This is a genomic window from Pseudomonas sp. CCNWLW23, from assembly GCF_037095675.1.
GTDB classification, from domain to species: Bacteria; Pseudomonadota; Gammaproteobacteria; order Pseudomonadales; family Pseudomonadaceae; genus Aquipseudomonas; species Aquipseudomonas atacamensis.
Map to the genome: position 1 here is coordinate 70,988 of NZ_JBAWKM010000010.1, position 20,628 is coordinate 91,615.

Genomic DNA, 20,628 nt, shown 5'->3' on the forward strand with positions numbered 1-20,628 from the left:
TTTGAGAGCCCGATCATGTCTCGTTCCGAAACCCTGTTTGCCAATGCTCAGAAACACATCCCCGGCGGCGTCAACTCGCCGGTGCGCGCGTTCAAGAGTGTCGGCGGCACCCCGCTGTTCTTCAAACACGCCGAAGGCGCTTACGTCACCGACGAAGATGACAAGCGTTATGTCGATTACGTGGGTTCGTGGGGCCCGATGATCCTCGGCCACAGCCATCCGGACGTGCTCGACGCGGTGCGCAATCAGCTGCAACACGGCCTGTCCTACGGTGCACCGACGTCGATGGAAACCGAGATGGCCGATCTGGTCTGCTCGCTGGTGCCGTCGATGGACATGGTGCGCATGGTCAGCTCCGGCACCGAAGCGACCATGAGCGCGATCCGTCTGGCCCGTGGTTACACCGGTCGCGACAGCATCATCAAATTCGAAGGCTGCTACCACGGCCACTCCGACAGCCTGCTGGTCAAGGCCGGTTCCGGCGCTCTGACCCAGGGCGTACCGAGCTCGGCCGGCGTGCCGGCAGCGTTCGCCAAACACACCCTGACCCTGCCGTTCAACGACATCGACGCGGTTGAAGCGATGCTGGCTGAAGTGGGTGAGGACGTGGCGTGCATCATCGTCGAACCGGTCGCCGGCAACATGAACTGCGTGCCGCCAGCGCCGGGCTTCCTCGAAGGCCTGCGTTCGCTGTGCGACAAGCACGGCGTGGTGTTGATTTTCGACGAAGTGATGACCGGTTTCCGCGTCGCCCTCGGCGGTGCCCAGGCGCACTACGGCGTGACGCCGGACCTGACCACGTTCGGCAAGATCATCGGCGGCGGCATGCCGGTGGGCTGCTTCGGTGGCAAACGCGAGATCATGCAGCGCATCGCCCCGCTCGGTCCGGTGTATCAGGCCGGTACGTTGTCGGGTAATCCGCTGGCGATGGCTGCCGGCCTGACGACCCTGCGTCTGATCAGCCGCCCGGGCTTCCACGCCGAACTGACCGACTACACCGCGCGCATGCTCGACGGTCTGCAGCAGCGTGCCGATGCTGCGGGCATCCCGTTCGTGACCACTCAGGCCGGCGGCATGTTCGGTCTGTACTTCAGCGGCGCCGACGACATCGTCACCTTCGACGACGTGATGGCCAGCGACGCGGCAATGTTCGGTCGCTTCTTCCACTTGATGCTCGAAGGTGGCGTGTACCTGGCGCCGAGCGCTTTCGAAGCCGGTTTCACCTCGATCGCCCATGGCGAAGCCGAGTTGCAACTGACGCTGGACGCCGCCGAGCGTGCCTTCGCCGCATTGAAATAATCGCCGTACCGCTGACGTTGGCTATGGCCAGCGTCAGCTTTCGCCTACATCCGCTCGGTTTTTCCGACGCGTCTGCGAAAATCCTGCCTGAATCGGGCGATATATTCCCCACGCAGCAGAAAAACGAGTAAAGACTTTGTAAGGTTGGCCCTGCTTATTTCATAATGCGCGCTTATTGGATCCCTCGACGGGTCCGCGTGCCCTTCAGAGGTAAGTCGATTCCCATGAACCGCACCGGCCGCACCCTTGCATTGGGCTGCCTGTTGCTCCTTCAGCCCCTGCTCGCGCATGCACAAGCAGGCGGCAACTCGTTGTTGATCCCGGCGATGGGTCGTTGCACCCTCAATACTCAGCCGCAAGACGTCACGCAGGCATTGGCCGCCTGCCAGAAAGCGGCGGACGAAGGGGACGCGCAAGCGCAATACGAGTTGGGTGAGTTCTACTACGACGGCAAGAACGCGCCGCGCGACCTCAATCAAGCCCTGAGCTATTTCGAAAAGGCCTCGCTGCAAGGCCACGCCCAGGCGCAATTCAAGCTCGGCAGCATGTTCTTCCACGGCGAAGGCGTGCAGGCCAACAATATCCAGGCCTACATCGTGCTGAAGATGGCAGCGGTCAACGGTGCTGAAGAGGCATTGGACACGGCTGACGAAGTCTCGGAAAAAATGTCCCGCGAAGATCTCGAAACCGCCACTCAGGTGCTCGGGCAGATTTTCCGCAAATACCTGATGGAACTGCAGAACGCCGACGGGCGCACGCCATTCTCCCCACTGCCCTAAAGGCTGTGGAGATGACCTGTGGCGAGGGGATTCATCCCCGTTGGGCTGCGAAGCAGCCCCAAACCCTGCAACCCGGTTCTGTCTGACACATATTGCTGGATGGATTGCGACTGCTTCGCAGCCCAGCGGGGATAAATCCCCTCACCACAAACTCATTCCAATCCAGAATCCGCTGTTACTTTTCAGGCATCGGCATCGGAAACGGCATGACATTGCCGACCGCGCCCCGGGCCTCGCTGATTTTCGGCGTGCCCAGACGTTCCACTTCGTCGATGCGCACGATCGAATGCATCGGTACAAAGCTGCGCACCACGCCTTCGAATTGCGCCTTGAGCTTCTCTTCGCTCGGATCGACGACCATTTGCGTGCGCTCGCCAAAGACGAATTCTTCAACTTCCAGGAAACCCCACAGATCACTTTGATAGATCTGCTTGGCGTACATTTCGAACACCTGGCCCTGGTTGAGGAAAATCACCTTGTAGATTGGAGCTTCGCGTTTGGTCATGGCGGGCGGATAACATCGGGGTAAAAATGAGGGCGCGAACTATAGCATAGCCACCGGACGCACAGCGGTAGGAACCTGACGGCTTGTTCCCTATAATGCGCGGTTCTTTGAATCACGTGACGACCCGAATCCATGGCCAAGAAGCTTTACATCGAAACCCACGGTTGCCAGATGAACGAGTACGACAGCTCGCGCATGGTCGATCTGCTGGGCGAACATCAGGCCCTGGAAGTCACCGCTCGCGCGGAAGACGCCGACGTGATTCTGCTCAATACCTGCTCGATCCGCGAACGCGCGCAAGACCGCGTGTATTCGCAACTCGGCCGCTGGCGCGAACTGAAGCTGGCCAACCCCGATATGGTCATCGCCGTCGGCGGTTGCGTGGCCAGTCAGGAAGGGGCGGCGATCCGCGATCGCGCTCCGTACGTTGACGTGGTGTTCGGCCCGCAGACCCTGCACCGTCTGCCGGAGATGATCGACGCCGCGCGCAGCAGCAAGCTGCCGCAGGTCGACGTGTCGTTCCCGGAAATCGAAAAATTCGACCACCTGCCGGAGCCGCGTATCGACGGCCCAAGTGCCTACGTGTCGGTGATGGAAGGTTGCAGCAAGTACTGCACGTTCTGCGTGGTGCCGTACACCCGTGGCGAAGAGGTCAGCCGACCGTTCGACGACGTGATCGCGGAAATCATTCACCTTGCTGAACACGGCGTGCGTGAAGTGACCTTGCTCGGGCAGAACGTCAACGGCTATCGCGGCCAGACCCACGACGGTCGCCTGGCCGACCTGGCCGAGCTGATTCGCGTGGTCGCCGCTGTCGATGGCATCGACCGCATCCGCTACACCACGTCGCATCCGCTGGAGTTCTCCGACAGCCTGATCCAGGCCCACGCCGAAGTGCCGGAACTGGTCAAGCACCTGCACTTGCCGGTGCAGTCGGGCTCGGACCGGATTCTCGCGGCGATGAAGCGCAACCACACGGCGCTGGAGTACAAATCCAAACTGCGCAAATTGCGCGCCGCCGTACCGGGGATCTGCATCAGTTCGGACTTCATCGTCGGTTTCCCCGGCGAAACCGAGAAGGACTTCGAACAGACCATGAAGCTGATTGCCGATGTCGGCTTCGATTTCTCCTACTCGTTCGTCTACAGCCAGCGCCCGGGCACGCCCGCTGCCGATCTGGCCGATGACACGCCGGAAGAACTGAAGAAAGAACGCCTCAACGCGCTGCAACATCGTTTGAATCAGCAGGGCTTCGAGATCAGCCGACAAATGGTCGGCTCGATCCAGCGCATTCTGGTGACCGATTACTCGAAGAAAGACCCGGGCGAGCTGCAGGGCCGCACCGAGAATAACCGTATCGTCAACTTCCGCTGCGACAATCCCACCCTGATCGGCCAGTTCGCCGACGTGCACATCGACGCCGCGCAACCGCACTCGCTGCGTGGTTCTTTAATTCAATAACGCCGCATTTCTCCTGTGGGAGCGAGCCTGCTCGCGAAGGCGGTCTGTCAGACACATCAATTTTGAATGTGTCGCCGCCTTCGCGAGCAGGCTCGCTCCCACAGGTAAAGCGCAGCGGCGCTGATCGGCTGAGATATTTAAGAGCTTTCGCACCCACGCCACTGGCGTTATCCTTGATTTCATCCTAATTGCCCCAGGGCGGCTAAATACGACCTTGAACGCACCCATCGAACCACATCGTTTTCTCCTCGAGCCTTTTGAGGCTCGCCGCTTCGCCAATCTGTGCGGGCAATTCGACGAGCATTTGCGCTTGATCGAACAGCGCCTGGCCATCGAGATCCGCAATCGCGGAAACCAGTTCGAGTTGATTGGCGATCCAAAACTCACCACGTCCGCGGAAAACCTGCTGCGCCGCCTGTACCGCGAAACCAAGGGTACCGAGCTGTCGCCAGACCTGGTTCACCTGTTCATTCAGGAATCAGCAGATATCGACAACCCGGCCCCTGCCGAAGCGACCGTCGCCCTGCGCACCAAGAAAGGCATGATTCGCCCACGCGGCTTGAATCAGCAGCGCTACGTGAAGGAAATCCTCGGCAACGACATCAATTTCGGCATCGGCCCGGCCGGTACCGGCAAGACCTATCTGGCCGTGGCCTGCGCGGTGGATGCGCTGGAGCGCGAGCAGATCCGCCGCATCCTGCTGGTGCGTCCGGCAGTCGAAGCGGGGGAAAAACTCGGCTTCCTGCCCGGCGACCTGTCGCAGAAGATCGACCCGTACCTGCGCCCGCTCTACGACGCGCTGTACGAAATGCTCGGTTTCGAATACGTCGCCAAGCTGATCGAGAAACAGGTGATCGAAGTCGCGCCGCTGGCCTACATGCGCGGTCGTACGCTGAACAACAGCTTCATCATTCTCGACGAGAGCCAGAACACCACCGTCGAGCAGATGAAGATGTTCCTCACGCGCATCGGCTTCGGCTCCACCGCCGTGATCACCGGCGACATCACCCAGGTCGACCTGCCGCGCGGCACCAAGTCCGGCCTGCACCATGTGATCGAAGTGCTCAAAGACGTGCCGGGCATCAGCTTCACCCATTTCCAGCCCAAAGACGTCGTGCGCCACCCGTTGGTGCAGCGGATCGTCGAGGCCTACGAGCGCTTCGAGACCCGTGCCGAAGCTGCGAAGGAAGCCTCGCGCGATGCTTGAGCTGGATCTGCAAATCGCCACCGAGGCCAGCGCGCCGAGTGAAGCCGAGTTCCGCCAGTGGTGCGAACTGGCCGTGCGCCAGCGCAGCGCTGATTCGGAAATGACCATTCGTCTGGTCGACGAGGAAGAAGGCCGCGAGCTCAATCACACCTGGCGCCACAAGGACTACGCGACCAATGTGTTGTCGTTCCCGGCGGAAGTGCCTGACGAGTTTCTCGATATTCCGCTGCTCGGCGATCTGGTGATCTGCGTGGCCGTGGTCGAACGCGAAGCCGCCGAGCAGGGCAAGGAACTAAAGGCCCACTGGGCACATCTGGTCATTCACGGCTGCTTGCATCTGCTCGGTTACGACCATATAGATGACGACGAAGCCGAAGAAATGGAAGCACTGGAACGCGAGTTGCTTGCTGAACTGGGCTATCCCGATCCGTACGCGGATGACGAAACCGAACACTCCCCCATCGTTACAACAAAGGATTCAGAGTAATCGCTATGAGCGAAGATCGATCGAGCAACGGGCAGAAGTCATGGCTGGGTAAACTGACCCAGGCTTTTGCCCACGAGCCGAAGAACCGTCAGGAGCTCCTCGAGCTGCTGCGTGATGCACATCAGAACAAACTGCTGGACAGCGAAGCGCTGGCCATCGTCGAAGGCGCCATCCAGGTGGCTGACCTGCAAGTGCGCGACATCATGGTGCCGCGCTCGCAGATGGTCAGCATCAAGGCGACCCAGACACCCCGCGAATTCCTCCCTGCCGTGGTCGACTCGGCCCACTCGCGCTATCCGGTCATCGGCGAAAGCCATGACGACGTGATGGGCGTGCTGCTGGCCAAGGATCTGCTGCCGCTGATCCTCAAGGAGAACGGCGACAGCTTCAACATCAAGGACCTGCTGCGCCCGGCCACCTTCGTGCCGGAGTCCAAGCGTCTGAACGTGTTGCTGCGTGAATTCCGTGCCAACCACAACCACATGGCCATCGTCATCGACGAATACGGCGGCGTGGCCGGTCTGGTGACCATCGAAGACGTGCTCGAGCAGATCGTCGGCGACATCGAGGACGAGCACGACGTCGAAGAAGACAGCTACATCAAGCCGCTGCCCAGCGGCGATTTCCTGATCAAGGCGCTGACGCCAATCGAGAACTTCAATGAGTTCTTCGACAGCGAGTTCTCCGACGACGAGTTCGACACCGTCGGCGGCCTGGTGATGAGCGCGTTCGGGCACTTGCCAAAACGCAACGAAACCACTGAAATCGGCGCTTATCGTTTCCGCATCCTGAACGCCGACAGCCGTCGGATTCATTTGCTGCGACTGACGCCTATCGCTCGTTAATTCTAAGGACTGAAATGCGCTGGACAACCCGCCCCGGCTGGCCCGGTAACCTGCTGGCCGTGGCGGCCGGTGCAATCACCACATTCGCTCTCGCACCGTTCGACATCTGGCCGCTGGCATTGCTGGCGGTCGGTTTGTTCTACGCCGGCTTGCGTGAGCTGAGCCCGCGCCAGGCGCTCGGCCGTGGCTGGTGCTTCGGCTTCGGTCTGTTCGGTGCCGGCACCAGTTGGATCTATTACAGCATTCATCATTTCGGTGGTGCTTCGGTGTTGCTCGCCGGGTTCCTGATGCTGCTGTTCACCGCGGCGATTGCCTGGTTCTTCGCCCTGCCCGCGTGGCTGTGGGCGCGCTGGTTGCGGCGTAACGAAGCACCGCTGGCAGATGCCTTGGCCTTTGCTGCGCTGTGGGTCGGCCAGGAAGCGTTTCGCGGCTGGTTCCTTACCGGTTTCCCGTGGCTTTATTCCGGTTACAGCCAGCTCGACGGCCCGCTGGCCGGGCTCGCGCCGGTGGGCGGGATGTGGCTGGTCTCGTTTGTTCTGGCACTGACCGCAGCGCTGATCTACAACGCGCCGCGCTTGTTGCAGGCGCGCCGCAAGGGTTTTATCGCGGCCGGCGTGGTACTTCTGGCGGGGCCTTGGGTAGCAGGCATCGCCCTCAAAGGCCACGCGTGGACCAGCCCGTCCGGCGCACCGCTGACCGTGGCCGCAATTCAGGGCAACGTCGCGCAGAGCATGAAATGGGACCCGGCCGAGCTCAACGCGCAACTGGCGCTGTACCGTGATCTCAGTTTCCGCTCCAAACCGGTCGATCTGCTGATCTGGCCGGAAACCGCCGTGCCGGTGTTGAAGGAGTCCGCCGAGGGCTACCTGACGATGATGGGCAACTTCGCCGCCGAGCGTAAATCAGCGTTGATCACCGGTGTGCCGATCCGCCAGACCGTGCATCACGAACGGCGCTTCTTCAACGGCATCACCGTGGTCGGCGAAGGCGACGGCACTTACCTGAAGCAGAAACTGGTGCCGTTCGGCGAATACGTGCCGTTGCAGGATGTGTTGCGCGGTTTGATCGCGTTCTTCGACCTGCCGATGTCGGACTTCGCGCGCGGCCCGTCGGATCAAGCGCTCTTGCAAGCCAAGGGTTACCAGATCGCACCGTTTATCTGCTACGAAGTGGTCTATCCGGAATTCGCCGCCGGCCTGTCGGCACGCAGTGATCTGCTGCTGACGATCAGCAACGACACCTGGTTCGGCAAGTCCATCGGCCCGCTGCAGCATTTGCAGATGGCGCAGATGCGCGCGCTGGAAGCCGGACGCTGGATGATCCGCGCGACCAACAACGGCGTTACCGGCCTGATCAATCCGTTCGGGCAGATCACCGAGCAGATTCCGCAGTTCGAACAAGGCGTGTTGTATGGCGAAGTGGTACCGATGCACGACCTGACGCCGTACCTGCAATGGCGTTCGTGGCCGCTGATCGTGTTGTGCCTGCTGCTGTTTGGCTGGGCGTTGATGGCCAGCCGCATGTCGAAGACCCTCTGAGAAATGTGGCGAGGGGATTTATCCCCGCTGGAGTGCGCAGCAGTCCCCTCTTCTGAAGGCAAGAGAGGGGCCGCTACGCGCCCCATCGGGGATAAATCCCCTCGCCACAATGATCTTCAGCGGTAAAACAACGAATACCCCACCTGCCCCACCGCTTCATTGAGCAACTGCCCGCTCTGCCAGATCGACTTGAACTCCGGCAGCCAGCCGCCAAATGGCCGTGCGTTATCGGTACCGAGGAAACCCACCGGTGCCGGCACCACCTCAAAACCCGCCTGCTCAAAGCTCCACACCGCACGCGGCATGTGCCACGCCTGCGTCACCACGACAACCCGCTTGAGCCCCTGGGGCAAGAGAATATCTGCCGTCATCTTCGCGTTCTCCCATGTGGTGCGGCTCTCGCCTTCCTGCCAGCGCACGCTCACGTCGAAGTCATCACGCAACGAATCCGCCATCAACTTCGCCTCGGTCGGGGGCGTGCCGTAATGCAGGCCGCCGCTGGTCAGAATCGGCAGGCCCGAGGCCTTGGCCAGGCGTGCGGCGTAACGCTGACGCTCAAGGCCGACGCCGGTCGGCTGGTCTTCGCCCCAGGCCAGATCACCGCGCTCACGCCCCGAGCCCAGCACCACAATCGCATCGGCACGTTGCGCCAGGGTCGTCCATTCTGACCGCGCCAGCGGCGGCTCACGCTCCAGCGCCTTGGCGCTCCACTGCACGACCACCGGCAGGCTCATCAGCCACAGGCCGCCAAAACCGAGGGCAAAACACACACCCGCCAGACGCGGCCGCGAGCGGCGCAGCCACCAGGCGGCCAGCAACAGCAGCAAAAGAATGCCGGGCGGCAGTAAAAGTTGTTTGATGAAATAGCGAAGGGGCATCGGGCATCTCCAAAGATGCCCGAAGCCTAAGAGTGTTGATTACGCGTTACAACCAGTAGGCCGGATCCGGTTGCAAAAGATCCGTTTCATGACCTGCCATGCGCTTACTTGGCCTGCACAGAACGCACCTTGCCGGTGTCTCTGCGCGGCGCCTTGTCCTTGAGCCGGATGACCTTGGCCGAATGTGCTGCATCGAGCTGCTTCACTGCTTGAGACAGGCATCCCTGCGTTTCACGTTCACTGCGATCCAGATAGGCCTTGACCAGTTTGAACTCGGCGGGACTCAAGCCACGCAATTCCAGTTCCAGGGGGCGCTCGTCGCGCAGCCGGTCAGCGGTTTTCACGGCGTCCAGCGCCATGCCCAGACGATCGATCAACCTTTCATACAACTCGGGTTTCGTTACGTTCTTTTTCCGTTGCTCCACCATCCCTCACCTCATTGAAGATAAGACTCACTCCCCAATTAGAGCTTAGCTTCGCTGCACGAACCGGCTACACGCCGCGACCAACGGCCCTCGTCGCCCAAAAGCTCGGGCAAACAGCTGTAATCAGGGTTTCCCTCGGCCAAGCGCGGTCATGTATGCTACGGCGCTTCCTGTCATTCCACTTCCAGCGCACCCGGGCCATCCCGGATGCCGCCGTCGAAGAGGATTAGGCCACCCCTATCCAGTACAAAAGTAGCCATGCACGAACAATATCAGCCACGTGAGATCGAAGCCGCCGCCCAGTCGTTCTGGGATGAGCAAAAGTCCTTTGAAGTCAGTGAACAGCCAGGCAAGGAAACCTACTACTGCCTGTCGATGTTCCCTTACCCCAGCGGCAAGCTGCACATGGGCCACGTGCGCAACTACACCATTGGCGACGTGATTTCGCGCTACCAGCGCATGCAGGGCAAGAATGTTCTGCAGCCCATGGGTTGGGATGCGTTCGGCATGCCGGCGGAAAACGCCGCAATGAAAAACAACGTAGCGCCCGCCAAGTGGACCTACGAGAACATCGCCTACATGAAGTCGCAGTTGCGCAGCCTCGGCCTCGCGGTGGACTGGTCCCGTGAAGTGACCACCTGCAAGCCGGACTACTACCGCTGGGAACAATGGCTGTTCACCCGCCTGTTCGAAAAAGGCGTGATCTACCGTAAAAACGGCACCGTGAACTGGGACCCGGTCGACCAGACCGTACTGGCCAACGAGCAAGTCATCGACGGCCGTGGGTGGCGCTCCGGCGCGCTGATCGAAAAGCGCGAAATCCCGATGTACTACTTCAAGATCACCGCTTACGCCGACGAGCTGCTGGAAAGCCTCGACGAACTGACTGGTTGGCCGGAACAGGTCAAGACCATGCAGCGCAACTGGATCGGCAAGTCCCGTGGCATGGAAGTGCAGTTCCCGTACAACGTCGATTCGATCGGCGAAGCCGGCACCCTGAAAGTCTTCACCACCCGTCCGGACACCCTGATGGGCGCGACCTACGTCGCCGTCGCTGCCGAGCACCCGCTGGCCACCCTGGCCGCGCAGAACAATCCCGAGCTGCAAGCGTTCATCGCTGAATGCAAGGGCGGCAGCGTCGCTGAAGCCGATGTCGCCACCCAGGAAAAGAAAGGCCTGCCGACCGGCCTGTTCGTCGAGCACCCGCTGACCGGCGAAAAGCTGCCGGTGTGGGTCGCCAACTACGTGCTGATGCACTACGGCGACGGCGCAGTCATGGCGGTGCCGGCGCACGACGAGCGCGATTTCGAATTCGCGCACAAGTACAACCTGCCGGTGAAATCGGTGGTGCGCACCAGCTCCGGTGATACCAACCCGGCGCCATGGCAGGACGCCTATGGCGAGCACGGCACGCTGATCAACTCCGGTGAGTTCGACGGCCTCGACTTCGCCGGCGCGTTCGACGCCATGGAAGTGGCGCTGATAAAGAAAGAGCTGGGCGCCTCGCGCACCCAGTTCCGCCTGCGCGACTGGGGCATCAGCCGCCAGCGCTACTGGGGCTGCCCGATCCCGATCATCCATTGCGCCACGTGCGGCGACGTGCCGGTGCCGGAAGATCAACTGCCGGTCGTATTGCCGGAAGACGTGGTGCCGGACGGCGCCGGTTCGCCGCTGGCGCGCATGCCCGAGTTCTACGAATGCAGCTGCCCGAAATGCGGCGCGCCGGCCAAGCGTGAAACCGACACCATGGACACCTTCGTCGAGTCGTCGTGGTACTACGCCCGTTACGCCTCGCCGCACTTTGAAGGTGGCCTGGTGGAAAAATCCGCGGCCGATCACTGGCTGCCGGTGGATCAGTACATCGGTGGTATCGAACACGCCATTCTGCACCTGCTCTACGCGCGCTTCTTCCACAAGTTGATGCGCGACGAAGGTCTGGTCAGCTCCAACGAGCCGTTCAAGAACCTGCTGACCCAGGGCATGGTGATCGCCGAGACCTACTATCGTCGCGAAGCCAACGGTGCTTACACCTGGTTCAACCCGGCAGACGTAGAACTTGAGCGTGACAGCAAAGCCAAGGTGATCAGCGCCAAGCTGAAGTCCGACGGCCTGCCGGTGGAAATCGGCGGTACCGAGAAGATGGCCAAGTCGAAGAACAACGGCGTCGACCCGCAGTCGATGATCGACCAGTTCGGTGCCGACACCTGCCGCCTGTTCATGATGTTCGCCTCGCCGCCTGACATGAGCGCGGAATGGTCCGATTCCGGCGTTGAAGGTTCGCACCGTTTCCTCAAGCGCGTCTGGCGTCTGGCGCAAGCCCACGTGACCCAGGGCCTGCCGGGCAAACTGGATATCGCCGCTCTGAACGACGAGCAGAAAACCGTGCGTCGTGCGATTCACCTGGCGATCAAGCAGGCCAGCCATGACGTCGGCCAGAACCACAAATTCAACACGGCCATCGCTCAGGTGATGACGCTGATGAACGTGCTGGAAAAAGCCGCCCAAGGCACCGAACAGGACCGTGCGCTGCTGCACGAAGGTCTGGAAGCGGTGACCCTGCTGCTGGCACCGATCACCCCGCACATCAGCCACGAACTGTGGAAGCAGTTGGGTCACGCCGATGCGGTGATCGATGCAGGCTGGCCGGCCGTGGACGAAAGTGCCTTGGTGCAGGACAACCTGACCCTGGTCATTCAGGTCAACGGCAAGCTGCGCGGGCAGATCGAAATGCCGGCCGGCGCCACCCGCGAAGAGATCGAAGCCGCTGCACGCATCAACGAAAACGTGCTGCGTTTCGTCGACGGCCTGACCATTCGCAAAGTGATCGTGGTGCCGGGCAAACTGGTCAACATCGTCGCCAGCTAAATTGGATCGGCTGCCAGGCTCGCCTGGCAGCCAGTAAAACCTTTCGGGCCGCAGAGTCGGCTCACCTGGTTTCAAGGGGAGCAACACAATGATCAAACGCAATCTGCTGGTGATGGGCCTCGCCGTTCTGCTGAGCGCCTGCGGTTTCCAGTTGCGTGGTACCGGCACCAACGAACTGTCGATCAAGGAAATCGACCTGAGCGCGCGTAACGCTTATGGCGAAACCGTAAGACAGCTGCGTCAGACGCTGGAGTCCAGCGGCGTCAAGGTCTACACAGGCGCGCCGTACAAGCTGTATCTGGCTGACGAACAGGAAAGCCAGCGCATTCTCAGCTATGCCGGTGCCGGGCGCACAGGCGAGTATCAGGTCAACACTGTGCTGAGCTATGACATCCGCGGCGACAAAGACCTGTCCCTGCTCAGCGACAAGCTCGAAGTGCAGAAGGTGTTCATTCACGACGGCAACAACCTCGTCGGCTCCGATCAGGAAGCCAACGACGCCCGTCATGAAATCCGTCGCGAGCTGGTGCAACGCATGATGCTGCGCCTGTCGCAGCTGACCCCGGGCCAGTTGCAGCAACTGCAGCAAACCGCCAACGACCGCGCCAAGGCTGAAGCCGATGCGCTGGAAGCGGCGCAGAAGGCTGAGGCGGAAACTCCGCGTCAGTCGCCGCTCGAAATCCCGCAGCAGTAAGACGGTCGGGGCGCTCAGGCGCCCCGCTCGCCCTTCTTTATGAAGCTCGCACCCGCGCAACTCGGCAAACACCTGCAAGGCGCACTCGCGCCGGTCTACATCATCAGCGGCGATGATCCGTTGCTGTGTCAGGAAGCCGCCGACGCCATCCGCACCGCTGCCCGTCAGCAAGGTTTCGACGAACGCCAAGTGTTCGCCGCCGACGCCAATTTCGATTGGGGTACGTTGTTGCAGGCCGGCGCAAGCATGTCGCTGTTCGCCGAAAAACGCCTGCTGGAACTGCGCCTGCCGTCCGGTAAACCTGGCGACAAAGGCGCCGCTGCGCTGATCGAATACTGCTCACGCCCCGCTGAAGACACTGTCCTGCTGATCAGCTTGCCGAAGCTCGATGGCAGCGCGCAGAAAACCAAGTGGGGCAAGGCACTGGTCGAAGGCCAACAGACCCAGTTCGTGCAGATCTGGCCGGTGGATGCCAATCAGCTGCCGAGCTGGATTCGTCAGCGCCTGTCCCAGGCAGGCTTGTCGGCCAGTCAGGACGCCGTCGAATTGATTGCCGCGCGTGTCGAAGGCAACCTGCTCGCCGCCGCCCAGGAAATCGAAAAGCTCAAACTGATGGCCGAAGGTGGGCAGATCACCGTTGAAACCGTGCAGGCCGCCGTGGCCGACAGTGCCCGGTTTGACGTGTTCGGCCTGACCGACGCGGTACTCAACGGCGAACCGGCCCACGCCTTGCGCATGCTTGAGGGTTTGCGCGGCGAAGGCGTCGAACCGCCGGTGATCCTCTGGGCACTGGCGCGGGAGTTGCGCCTGTTGGCCAACATTTCCCTGCAATACAGCCAGGGCACGCCACTGGACAAGTGTTTCAGCCAGTCGAAACCGCCGGTCTGGGACAAGCGCAAGCCGCTGATGAGCAAGGCTTTGCAACGCTACTCGGCGCAACGCTGGGCGCAATTGCTGCTTGAAGCGCAGCGTATCGACGCGCAGATCAAGGGCCAGGCGGCGGGTTCGCCGTGGATGAGCTTGAGTCGTCTGGCGTTGTTGATGGCAGGCCAGCGCCTGACACTTCCTGCCGAATAACCTGTTTCCCGCATAACGGCCATTCGCGAGCAAGCTCGCTCCCACATTGAAATGCATTCCAAATGTGGGAGCGAGCTTGCTCGCGAAAGCGCCAGAACATTCCTACACAACAGGCACTGGACAGACGCCCAACATCGGCAGATTATTTGCCGCGCCAAACCCACTCAATCCAGAGAACACTCATGAGCAAAAAGCCAGCAAAGCATGGCCCCAACAAGGCCAAATCCATCGTCGCCCAGCCCTTGTTTCGCAGCCGCCAGGAACGACCCGCCAAGGGCAAAGGCAGCTACCGCCGCGAAGCCTTCCGGTCTGACAACCGGGAGGCTTTTTACTTTCTGGCTGCCTGAAGCGCACTACCCCTCGCTCATGTTAAGGTCTGCACCTGATTCGTTTCCCTGGAACTGTGCATGCCCCCAAGTCTTTCCCGTCGTTGGCCCGTGCGCCAATTGATCGCTGCCTCCAGCTTCATCCTGCTTGTCGCCTGCGCGGAAAAACCCACCGCCGCCGATGCACAACCGCTTCAAGCCGCCCCGGTTACCACGGCCCCAGCGATTATTCCGCCGGTTGTGCCGTCCGCCGACCCGCTCGATATTCAACCGACCCAGACCTTTGCCGAATGGCAGGCGGGCTTCCGCAAGGACGCCCTCGCCGCCGGGATTCGCCCCGAGCTGTTCGATCAGGCATTTGCCAACATCAGCTTCGACGCCAGCGTGATCCGTGCCGATCGCAGTCAGCCGGAGTTTTCCCGCCCGGTGTGGGAATACCTCGACGGTGCGCTGTCGCCATTGCGCGTCCGCAAGGGCCAGGCGTTGATCAATCAGTACGCCGACATTCTGCAAAGCATCGAGCAGCGTTATGGCGTTGATCGCCAGGCACTGGTGTCGGTGTGGGGCATGGAAAGCAATTTCGGTCAGTTTCAGGGCAGCAAGTCGGTGATCAACTCGCTGGCCACCCTTGCCTACGAAGGCCGTCGTCCTGGCTTTGCTCACGCGCAATTGATTGCCGCCCTGCAGATTCTGCAACAGGGCGATATCACCCCGGAGAAAATGCTCGGCTCCTGGGCCGGAGCGATGGGCCAGACCCAGTTCATTCCGACCACTTACAACACCCACGCCGTGGACTTTGACGGTGACGGTCGCCGCGACATCTGGGGCAGCCCGGCCGATGCGCTGGCCTCGACCGCGCATTACCTGCAAAGCTCGGGCTGGCAGCGTGGCCAGCCGTGGGGTTTCGAAGTGCAATTGCCGAGCGGCTTCAACTACACCCTGGCCGATGGCGCGATTCGCAAAAGCGTCGCCGAATGGCGGCAACTGGGCGTGAACCTGCCCAATGGCGCGCAGGTGCCAGCCGGTTCCGAACAACTGTCGGCCGCCCTGCTGCTGCCGGCCGGTTATCGCGGCCCGGCGTTCCTGATCCTCGACAACTTCCGGGCGATTCTCAAGTACAACAATTCGTCGTCGTATGCGCTGGCGGTGAGCCTGTTGTCCGAGCGCTTTGAAGGCGCGGGCCTGATCAATGGCGACTGGCCGAAAGATGATCTGCCGCTGAGCCGCACCGAGCGCATCGAACTGCAGACGCTATTAAGCGCGCGTAATTACGACGCCGGCACAGCGGACGGGATTATCGGCGCCAATACGCGCAAGGCCATTCGCAGTGCCCAGCAGGCGCTGGGCTGGCCGGCGGATGGGTATCCTACGCACAAGTTGCTTGAGAGCCTGCGCGCCCAATAAAAGCTTCGCGGGCAAGCCCGCTCCCACAGGGGTTCTGGTTGAAACACAATTGTGTATTCGACTCAAAACCTGTGGGAGCGGGCTTGCCCGCGATGACTGACTGTCAGGCGACCAATTTCTAGACTTTGATCACCACATCCTGCTCCAGCAGCAACTCCTGCTTCCCTGCATCCAGGCGCACCAGCGCGCCCAACGGCAGCGTCAGGTTTGGGTCGCAATGGCCACTGCGCCAGCCCGACAGCACCGGAATCCGCAACGGCTCAAAGGTTTGCTTGAGCAGCCGATTCAGCGCGTCGACCTCCACCCCGGCGATATCACCGACCAGCACACCGCGCAGTCGGGCCAGCTTGCCGGCCAGACGCATCTGGGTCAGCAGGCGATCAATGCGATACAGCGGCTCGTTGATGTCCTCGATGAACAGAACTGCGCCTTCGACATCAATCTCGTAGGGCGTGCCGAGGGTTGCAGCAATCATTGCCAGGTTGCCGCCGAGCAAACGCCCGTGAGCGATGCCCGGTTCGACGGTGGATAACGGATAAGCCGCCGGATGGCTCAGTACACTCCCTGACTTCATTTGCCCGCGCAGCATAGCGAAGAATGATGTAACGGTCGGCGGCTCCTTGTCGCCGAGCAGGTCGGCATTGAGCAGCGGGCCGTGAAAGGTCACAAACCCGGCGTAGCGACTGATGGCCAGGTGCAGCGCGGTGATGTCGCTATAGCCGACAAACGGCTTGGCATGCCGGCTGAGCAGGTCGTAATCGATTCGGTCCAGCAGACGCGGCGTGCCGTAGCCGCCGCGCAGGCAAATGATCGCGTCGACTTCAGGATCAGCGAATGCCGCGTGCAGATCGCGCAGGCGTACGTCGTCACTGCCGGCCAGATAGCCGTCCTTCTCATAGACACCCGGAAACACCTTCAGCCCATAGCCGCGCGCGCGCATCCATTGCAGCGCTTTTTCAGTATCGAGGGCGCCGGGGCCGGCAGGCGCGATGACGCCAATCGTCCCTTCGGAGGGCAGCGCCGGTACGGCTCGGTGGGCAATCAGGGTGTGGCTCGGTCGAACGGTCATCCTTGGGCTCCAGCGGTAAAGTCATGCACACACAGTAGTCAGCTGAAGAGACAAACAAAAGCCCCTTGTCTCAGGCAAAAAAATGCCCGCCGAGGAACCGTCCTCGGCGGGCATTTTTACATCAGCAGTGAATCAGGAACCCAGCAGCTCGGCCTTGACCAGCTTCGCTTGCTCGTCGGCATGGTACGAGGAACGTACCAGCGGGCCCGAAGCGACGTTCTTGAAGCCCATCTTGTAACCTTCTTCGGCGAACCAGGCGAAGGTGTCCGGGTGCACGAAACGCTGCACCGGCAAGTGGCTGCGCGACGGTTGCAGGTATTGACCGAGGGTCAGCATGTCGATGTCGTGTTCGCGCATGCGCTTCATGACTTCGATGACTTCCTCGTCGGTCTCGCCCAGACCCAGCATCAGGCCGGACTTGGTCGGGATATGCGGCATCATCTGCTTGAAGCGTTGCAGCAGGGTCAGCGACCACTGGTAATCCGAGCCCGGACGCGCAGCCTTGTACAGGCGCGGCACGGTTTCCAGGTTGTGGTTGAACACATCCGGCGGCTCGGCGGCGGTGATTTCCAGAGCGATATCCATGCGCCCACGATAATCCGGGACCAGGGTCTCGAGCTGCACGTTCGGCGACAGTTTGCGGATTTCGCGGATGCAGTCGGCAAAGTGCTGGGCACCGCCGTCACGCAGGTCGTCACGGTCAACCGAGGTGATCACCACGTATTTGAGCTTGAGGTCGGCGATGGCGATGGCCAGGCTTTCCGGCTCGTTGACGTCCAGTGGCTTCGGACGACCGTGGCCAACGTCGCAGAACGGGCAGCGACGGGTGCAGATGTCGCCCATGATCATAAAGGTTGCGGTGCCGCCGGAGAAGCATTCGCCGAGGTTCGGGCAGGACGCTTCTTCGCAGACACTGTGCAGCTTGTGCTTGCGCAGCAGGCTCTTGATGCGGTCGACTTCCGGCGAAACCGGGATGCGCACGCGGATCCAGTCGGGTTTCTTCGGCAGTTCGGTGGTCGGAATGATCTTGACCGGGATGCGTGCAACCTTCTCGGCGCCGCGCAGCTTGACGCCGGCTTCAACCTTGGGACGCGGGGCCGGGCGCTCGGTCACGTCGAGCGTCGGGATCATGGTTTGCACTGCATCAGTAGTCATATCAGTCGATTCCGCCCGTGAGGGTCGTCTGCTCAGCATAGTCGAGGTGTTTGACGAGCTGCGCGCGCAGCCGGGCACTTACCTCGGCAAATTCAATCGATCCTGCGTGATCGCTCAGCTGGGTCATGGCCAGCCCGGCGTAGCCGCAGGGATTAATCCGTCGAAACGGTTCCAGGTTCATATCCACGTTCAGGGCCAGGCCATGAAAGGAACAACCGTGGCGAATGCGCAAACCCAGAGAAGCGATTTTCGCTCCATCGACGTATACGCCGGGAGCATCTGGCTTGGCGGCGGCGGTGACGCCGTAGCTGGCCAGCAGTTCGATCAGGCAGGCTTCCATGCGGCTGACCAGATCACGCACGCCGAAACCCAGCTTGCGCACATCCAGTAACAGATAGGCCACCAGTTGCCCGGGGCCATGATAAGTCACTTGGCCGCCACGATCGACCTGCACCACTGGAATATCTCCCGGCAGCAACAGGTGTTCAGCCTTGCCGGCCTGGCCCTGGGTGAACACCGGCGGGTGTTCGACGAGCCAGATTTCGTCGGCGGCAGCATTGCCGCGTTCGTTGGTAAAGCGCTGCATGGCATGCCAGACCGGCTCGTAAGCCATCTGGCCCAGCTCGCGAAAGCCCAGCGTGCCGTGCATCACAACACCATGTGCACGATGCCGGAAGCCCGCAGTTCGCTGTTGATGTTGTACAGCTGATCCTGGTCGGTGGCGACGATGTGCAATTGGATAGTGGTGTATTTGCCGTTGCTGCTTTGACGCTCGTCGATGCGCTCATCATTGATGGTCGCGTGTTTCAGGACGATCGCGATGATCTTGTCCTTGTTGCCAACACCCGTATCACTGATCACCTTGATCGGATAATCGGTCTGGGGAAATTCGATCTTTGGCGCCTTTACTTCGGTATCGGTCATGGCGTAACGGCCTCTAGAGTGCAAGCCGTGGTAACGCACATGGCCCCGCACCGGATCGGGGCGGGGCCATGCAGGTCAACACAAAATCAGTTGAACAAGCCGTAGAAGAATAGACGGATGCTATCCCACATGCGGCGGAAGATACCACCCTCCTCGACGCCATCCAGAGCGATCAGGTCAGCGCTGTGCACTACCTTGTCTTCCAGTTTGACTTCGACTTTACCGATCACGTCGCCCTTGGCGATTGGCGCAACCAGTTGCGGGTTCATGGTCATGCTGGCAGCGAGCTTCTTCAGCTGGCCTTTTGGCAGAGTCATGGTCAGGTCTTGCGCCAGGCCGGCCTTGACTTGGCTGGTGGTGCCTTTCCATACCGGCGCCTGCGCCAGTTCGGTGCCCTTCTGATAGAAGGTCTGGGTTTCGAAGAAGCGGAAACCGTAGGTCAGCAGCTTCTGGGTTTCAGCCGCGCGGGCCACTTCGCTGTTGGTGCCGAACACCACGGCGATCAGGCGCTGGCCGTCACGTACCGCCGAGGACACCATGCAGTAGCCGGCTTCGTCGGTGTGGCCGGTTTTCAGACCGTCAACGGTCTTGTCGCGCCACAGCAGCAGGTTGCGGTTAGGCTGCTTGATGCCGTTCCAGAAGAACTCTTTCTGCGAGTAGATCGCATAGTGAGCCGGGTCTTCGTGAATGATCGCACGGGCCAGAATCGCCATGTCGTGCGCCGACGAGTAGTGTTCAGGGTTTGGCAGACCGGTCGGGTTCATGAAGTGGGTATTGGTCATGCCCAGTTCGGTGACGGTCTTGTTCATCAGATCGGCGAACGCGTCTTCGCTGCCGGCGATGTGCTCGGCCAAGGCGACGCTGGCGTCGTTACCCGACTGGATGATGATGCCGTGCAGCAGGTCGCTGACAGTCACCTGCGAACCGACCTTGATGAACATCCGCGAACCGCCGGTGCGCCAGGCGTTTTCGCTGACGGTCACCGGATCGTTTTCACCGATCTGACCGCGACGGATTTCCAGGGTCGCGATGTACGCGGTCATCAGCTTGGTCAGGCTGGCCGGTGGCAGACGCTGGTCGCCGTTGTTTTCGACCAGCACGTTACCGCTGCTGGCGTCCATCAGAACATAGGCCTTGGCGGCCAGTTGTGGTGGCGACGGCATCATCTCGGCCGCGAAGGCGGCTGGCGAGAGGAGCAGCGGGACTAGCAGACACAGGCGTTTGGCAAAGGTGGTGATGTTCATCCGTCTCTCGAAATCGCTAATGGAAACTTGCCCGAAGGCAAAACTTATTCAGACAGCCTTCTAACGGGCCATCGCGTGTTCAGTTGCTCACTCCAGTCACCCTTGCCGGGCTTTTGTTCTTCGACGAGCCAACAACCTGGTTCACCCCCCGAATACCGCAAGTGAACCGTCAATCAAGGTCTACGTGTTACTCGGTGACCACGCTGGGCGAACCCAGATTGGCCAGCCGCACACTGTTCTGCACCTGGGCGATCTCACCCGGCGAGCCGATCGGCCCCAGGCGTACCCGGTGCAGGGTCTGCTGATTGCGCACGATCGAGCTGATGAACACCGGCGCGCTCACCATCCCGCTGAGCTTCGACCTCAGCAGTTCGGCAGCGTCCGGGTTGGCGAACGCGCCCACCTGCAGATACTGGCCAGACGCTGGTGCAGAAGCGTTTTTTTTT

The 20,628-nt window shown here is 61.1% G+C and carries 21 protein-coding genes; 12 read left to right on the forward strand and 9 right to left on the reverse strand.

The annotated features are described in order from the left end of the window. Positions 1 to 15 precede the first annotated feature (15 nt). Together hemL and V8J63_RS14635 are read left to right on the forward strand one after the other, a co-directional pair. On the forward strand, positions 16 to 1,299 hold the full coding sequence (hemL, locus tag V8J63_RS14630; RefSeq protein WP_016773047.1) for a glutamate-1-semialdehyde 2,1-aminomutase: 1,284 nt from the start codon (positions 16 to 18) through the stop codon (positions 1,297 to 1,299). 224 nt (positions 1,300 to 1,523) lie between these two features. Next, a complete protein-coding gene (locus V8J63_RS14635) occupies positions 1,524 to 2,078 on the forward strand; it encodes a tetratricopeptide repeat protein (RefSeq protein WP_016773046.1) in 555 nt (184 codons plus the stop codon). A 175-nt stretch (positions 2,079 to 2,253) separates the two neighbouring features. Here the strand turns inward: V8J63_RS14635 and V8J63_RS14640 are convergent, their stop codons facing one another. Continuing rightward, positions 2,254 to 2,583 carry a DUF1820 family protein gene (locus V8J63_RS14640; RefSeq protein WP_016773045.1) on the reverse strand — a complete coding sequence of 110 codons (330 nt, stop codon included), beginning with the start codon at positions 2,581 to 2,583 and terminating at the stop codon, positions 2,254 to 2,256. Positions 2,584 to 2,715: 132 nt separating this feature from the next. On the opposite strand from V8J63_RS14640, the gene miaB reads away from it, so the two are divergent. The 5 genes from miaB (at position 2,716) to lnt (ending at position 8,121) form a co-directional block, all read left to right on the forward strand. Beyond that, positions 2,716 to 4,044 (forward strand): tRNA (N6-isopentenyl adenosine(37)-C2)-methylthiotransferase MiaB, encoded by a 1,329-nt coding sequence (gene miaB / locus V8J63_RS14645; RefSeq protein WP_016773044.1) that lies wholly within the window; start codon positions 2,716 to 2,718, stop codon positions 4,042 to 4,044. Positions 4,045 to 4,258: 214 nt separating this feature from the next. Then, positions 4,259 to 5,251 (forward strand): PhoH family protein, encoded by a 993-nt coding sequence (locus V8J63_RS14650; protein WP_016773043.1) that lies wholly within the window; start codon positions 4,259 to 4,261, stop codon positions 5,249 to 5,251. Further along, positions 5,244 to 5,738 carry an rRNA maturation RNase YbeY gene (gene ybeY / locus V8J63_RS14655; RefSeq protein ID WP_130902260.1) on the forward strand — a complete coding sequence of 165 codons (495 nt, stop codon included), beginning with the start codon at positions 5,244 to 5,246 and terminating at the stop codon, positions 5,736 to 5,738. Before V8J63_RS14650 ends, ybeY begins: the two co-directional genes overlap by 8 nt. A 5-nt stretch (positions 5,739 to 5,743) precedes the next feature. Then, positions 5,744 to 6,583 (forward strand): HlyC/CorC family transporter, encoded by an 840-nt coding sequence (locus V8J63_RS14660; protein WP_024014438.1) that lies wholly within the window; start codon positions 5,744 to 5,746, stop codon positions 6,581 to 6,583. Between the two features lie 14 nt (positions 6,584 to 6,597). Continuing rightward, positions 6,598 to 8,121 carry an apolipoprotein N-acyltransferase gene (lnt, locus tag V8J63_RS14665; RefSeq protein ID WP_336464234.1) on the forward strand — a complete coding sequence of 508 codons (1,524 nt, stop codon included), beginning with the start codon at positions 6,598 to 6,600 and terminating at the stop codon, positions 8,119 to 8,121. Positions 8,122 to 8,237: 116 nt separating this feature from the next. Here lnt and V8J63_RS14670 read toward each other — a convergent pair whose 3' ends face one another. Next, positions 8,238 to 8,999 (reverse strand): YdcF family protein, encoded by a 762-nt coding sequence (locus V8J63_RS14670; protein ID WP_130902259.1) that lies wholly within the window; start codon positions 8,997 to 8,999, stop codon positions 8,238 to 8,240. 104 nt (positions 9,000 to 9,103) lie between these two features. Continuing rightward, positions 9,104 to 9,427: a hypothetical protein gene (locus V8J63_RS14675; RefSeq protein ID WP_336464235.1), complete on the reverse strand. Its 324-nt coding sequence runs from the start codon at positions 9,425 to 9,427 to the stop codon at positions 9,104 to 9,106. A 255-nt stretch (positions 9,428 to 9,682) separates the two neighbouring features. On the opposite strand from V8J63_RS14675, the gene leuS reads away from it, so the two are divergent. The 5 genes from leuS (at position 9,683) to V8J63_RS14700 (ending at position 15,790) form a co-directional block, all read left to right on the forward strand. After that, entirely contained in the window at positions 9,683 to 12,289 is a 2,607-nt protein-coding gene (gene leuS, locus V8J63_RS14680; RefSeq protein ID WP_130902258.1) for a leucine--tRNA ligase, read from the forward strand. 88 nt (positions 12,290 to 12,377) lie between these two features. After that, on the forward strand, positions 12,378 to 12,983 hold the full coding sequence (locus tag V8J63_RS14685) for an LPS-assembly lipoprotein LptE (protein WP_016773037.1): 606 nt from the start codon (positions 12,378 to 12,380) through the stop codon (positions 12,981 to 12,983). Positions 12,984 to 13,022: 39 nt separating this feature from the next. After that, positions 13,023 to 14,060, forward strand: coding sequence for a DNA polymerase III subunit delta (gene holA, locus V8J63_RS14690; protein ID WP_016773036.1), 1,038 nt, complete (start codon positions 13,023 to 13,025; stop codon positions 14,058 to 14,060). Between the two features lie 182 nt (positions 14,061 to 14,242). Then, on the forward strand, positions 14,243 to 14,407 hold the full coding sequence (arfA, locus tag V8J63_RS14695) for an alternative ribosome rescue factor ArfA (protein ID WP_016773035.1): 165 nt from the start codon (positions 14,243 to 14,245) through the stop codon (positions 14,405 to 14,407). 60 nt (positions 14,408 to 14,467) lie between these two features. Next, the gene (locus tag V8J63_RS14700) at positions 14,468 to 15,790 is read left to right on the forward strand and encodes a lytic murein transglycosylase (RefSeq protein ID WP_016773034.1); all 1,323 of its coding nucleotides are present in this window, start codon (positions 14,468 to 14,470) and stop codon (positions 15,788 to 15,790) included. Positions 15,791 to 15,908: 118 nt separating this feature from the next. On the opposite strand, the gene V8J63_RS14705 is transcribed toward V8J63_RS14700, so the two are convergent. The 6 genes from V8J63_RS14705 to V8J63_RS14730 all read right to left on the reverse strand — a co-directional run. Continuing rightward, positions 15,909 to 16,859 (reverse strand): S66 peptidase family protein, encoded by a 951-nt coding sequence (locus V8J63_RS14705; protein ID WP_122506629.1) that lies wholly within the window; start codon positions 16,857 to 16,859, stop codon positions 15,909 to 15,911. A 132-nt stretch (positions 16,860 to 16,991) separates the two neighbouring features. Further along, on the reverse strand, positions 16,992 to 17,990 hold the full coding sequence (gene lipA / locus V8J63_RS14710) for a lipoyl synthase (protein ID WP_160768663.1): 999 nt from the start codon (positions 17,988 to 17,990) through the stop codon (positions 16,992 to 16,994). Positions 17,991 to 18,015: 25 nt separating this feature from the next. Next, positions 18,016 to 18,663: a lipoyl(octanoyl) transferase LipB gene (gene lipB / locus V8J63_RS14715; protein WP_024014445.1), complete on the reverse strand. Its 648-nt coding sequence runs from the start codon at positions 18,661 to 18,663 to the stop codon at positions 18,016 to 18,018. Continuing rightward, complete coding sequence (locus V8J63_RS14720; RefSeq protein ID WP_024014446.1) at positions 18,663 to 18,938, reverse strand: DUF493 domain-containing protein; 276 nt, start codon at positions 18,936 to 18,938, stop codon at positions 18,663 to 18,665. Before V8J63_RS14720 ends, lipB begins: the two co-directional genes overlap by 1 nt. Before the next feature lie 86 nt (positions 18,939 to 19,024). Continuing rightward, a complete protein-coding gene (locus tag V8J63_RS14725; protein ID WP_016773028.1) occupies positions 19,025 to 20,182 on the reverse strand; it encodes a D-alanyl-D-alanine carboxypeptidase family protein in 1,158 nt (385 codons plus the stop codon). Positions 20,183 to 20,369: 187 nt separating this feature from the next. After that, positions 20,370 to 20,628 (reverse strand): SPOR domain-containing protein (locus tag V8J63_RS14730; RefSeq protein ID WP_336464236.1); only part of this gene is annotated, 259 nt, incomplete at its 5' end.

What these genes read in the sequence shown, in the direction of transcription:
- V8J63_RS14635 (WP_016773046.1), top strand. Translation starts at nt 1,524, where the DNA reads ATGAACCGCACCGGCCGCACCCTTGCATTGGGCTGCCTGTTGCTCCTT.
- miaB (WP_016773044.1), top strand. Translation starts at nt 2,716, where the DNA reads ATGGCCAAGAAGCTTTACATCGAAACCCACGGTTGCCAGATGAACGAG.
- ybeY (WP_130902260.1), top strand. Translation starts at nt 5,244, where the DNA reads ATGCTTGAGCTGGATCTGCAAATCGCCACCGAGGCCAGCGCGCCGAGT.
- lipB (WP_024014445.1), bottom strand. Translation starts at nt 18,663, where the DNA reads ATGCACGGCACGCTGGGCTTTCGCGAGCTGGGCCAGATGGCTTACGAG.
- holA (WP_016773036.1), top strand. Translation starts at nt 13,023, where the DNA reads ATGAAGCTCGCACCCGCGCAACTCGGCAAACACCTGCAAGGCGCACTC.
- V8J63_RS14640 (WP_016773045.1), bottom strand. Translation starts at nt 2,583, where the DNA reads ATGACCAAACGCGAAGCTCCAATCTACAAGGTGATTTTCCTCAACCAG.
- leuS (WP_130902258.1), top strand. Translation starts at nt 9,683, where the DNA reads ATGCACGAACAATATCAGCCACGTGAGATCGAAGCCGCCGCCCAGTCG.
- V8J63_RS14670 (WP_130902259.1), bottom strand. Translation starts at nt 8,999, where the DNA reads ATGCCCCTTCGCTATTTCATCAAACAACTTTTACTGCCGCCCGGCATT.
- V8J63_RS14705 (WP_122506629.1), bottom strand. Translation starts at nt 16,859, where the DNA reads ATGACCGTTCGACCGAGCCACACCCTGATTGCCCACCGAGCCGTACCG.
- V8J63_RS14725 (WP_016773028.1), bottom strand. Translation starts at nt 20,182, where the DNA reads ATGAACATCACCACCTTTGCCAAACGCCTGTGTCTGCTAGTCCCGCTG.
- V8J63_RS14675 (WP_336464235.1), bottom strand. Translation starts at nt 9,427, where the DNA reads ATGGTGGAGCAACGGAAAAAGAACGTAACGAAACCCGAGTTGTATGAA.
- V8J63_RS14685 (WP_016773037.1), top strand. Translation starts at nt 12,378, where the DNA reads ATGATCAAACGCAATCTGCTGGTGATGGGCCTCGCCGTTCTGCTGAGC.
- hemL (WP_016773047.1), top strand. Translation starts at nt 16, where the DNA reads ATGTCTCGTTCCGAAACCCTGTTTGCCAATGCTCAGAAACACATCCCC.
- arfA (WP_016773035.1), top strand. Translation starts at nt 14,243, where the DNA reads ATGAGCAAAAAGCCAGCAAAGCATGGCCCCAACAAGGCCAAATCCATC.
- V8J63_RS14700 (WP_016773034.1), top strand. Translation starts at nt 14,468, where the DNA reads ATGCCCCCAAGTCTTTCCCGTCGTTGGCCCGTGCGCCAATTGATCGCT.
- V8J63_RS14660 (WP_024014438.1), top strand. Translation starts at nt 5,744, where the DNA reads ATGAGCGAAGATCGATCGAGCAACGGGCAGAAGTCATGGCTGGGTAAA.
- lnt (WP_336464234.1), top strand. Translation starts at nt 6,598, where the DNA reads ATGCGCTGGACAACCCGCCCCGGCTGGCCCGGTAACCTGCTGGCCGTG.
- lipA (WP_160768663.1), bottom strand. Translation starts at nt 17,990, where the DNA reads ATGATCCCGACGCTCGACGTGACCGAGCGCCCGGCCCCGCGTCCCAAG.
- V8J63_RS14720 (WP_024014446.1), bottom strand. Translation starts at nt 18,938, where the DNA reads ATGACCGATACCGAAGTAAAGGCGCCAAAGATCGAATTTCCCCAGACC.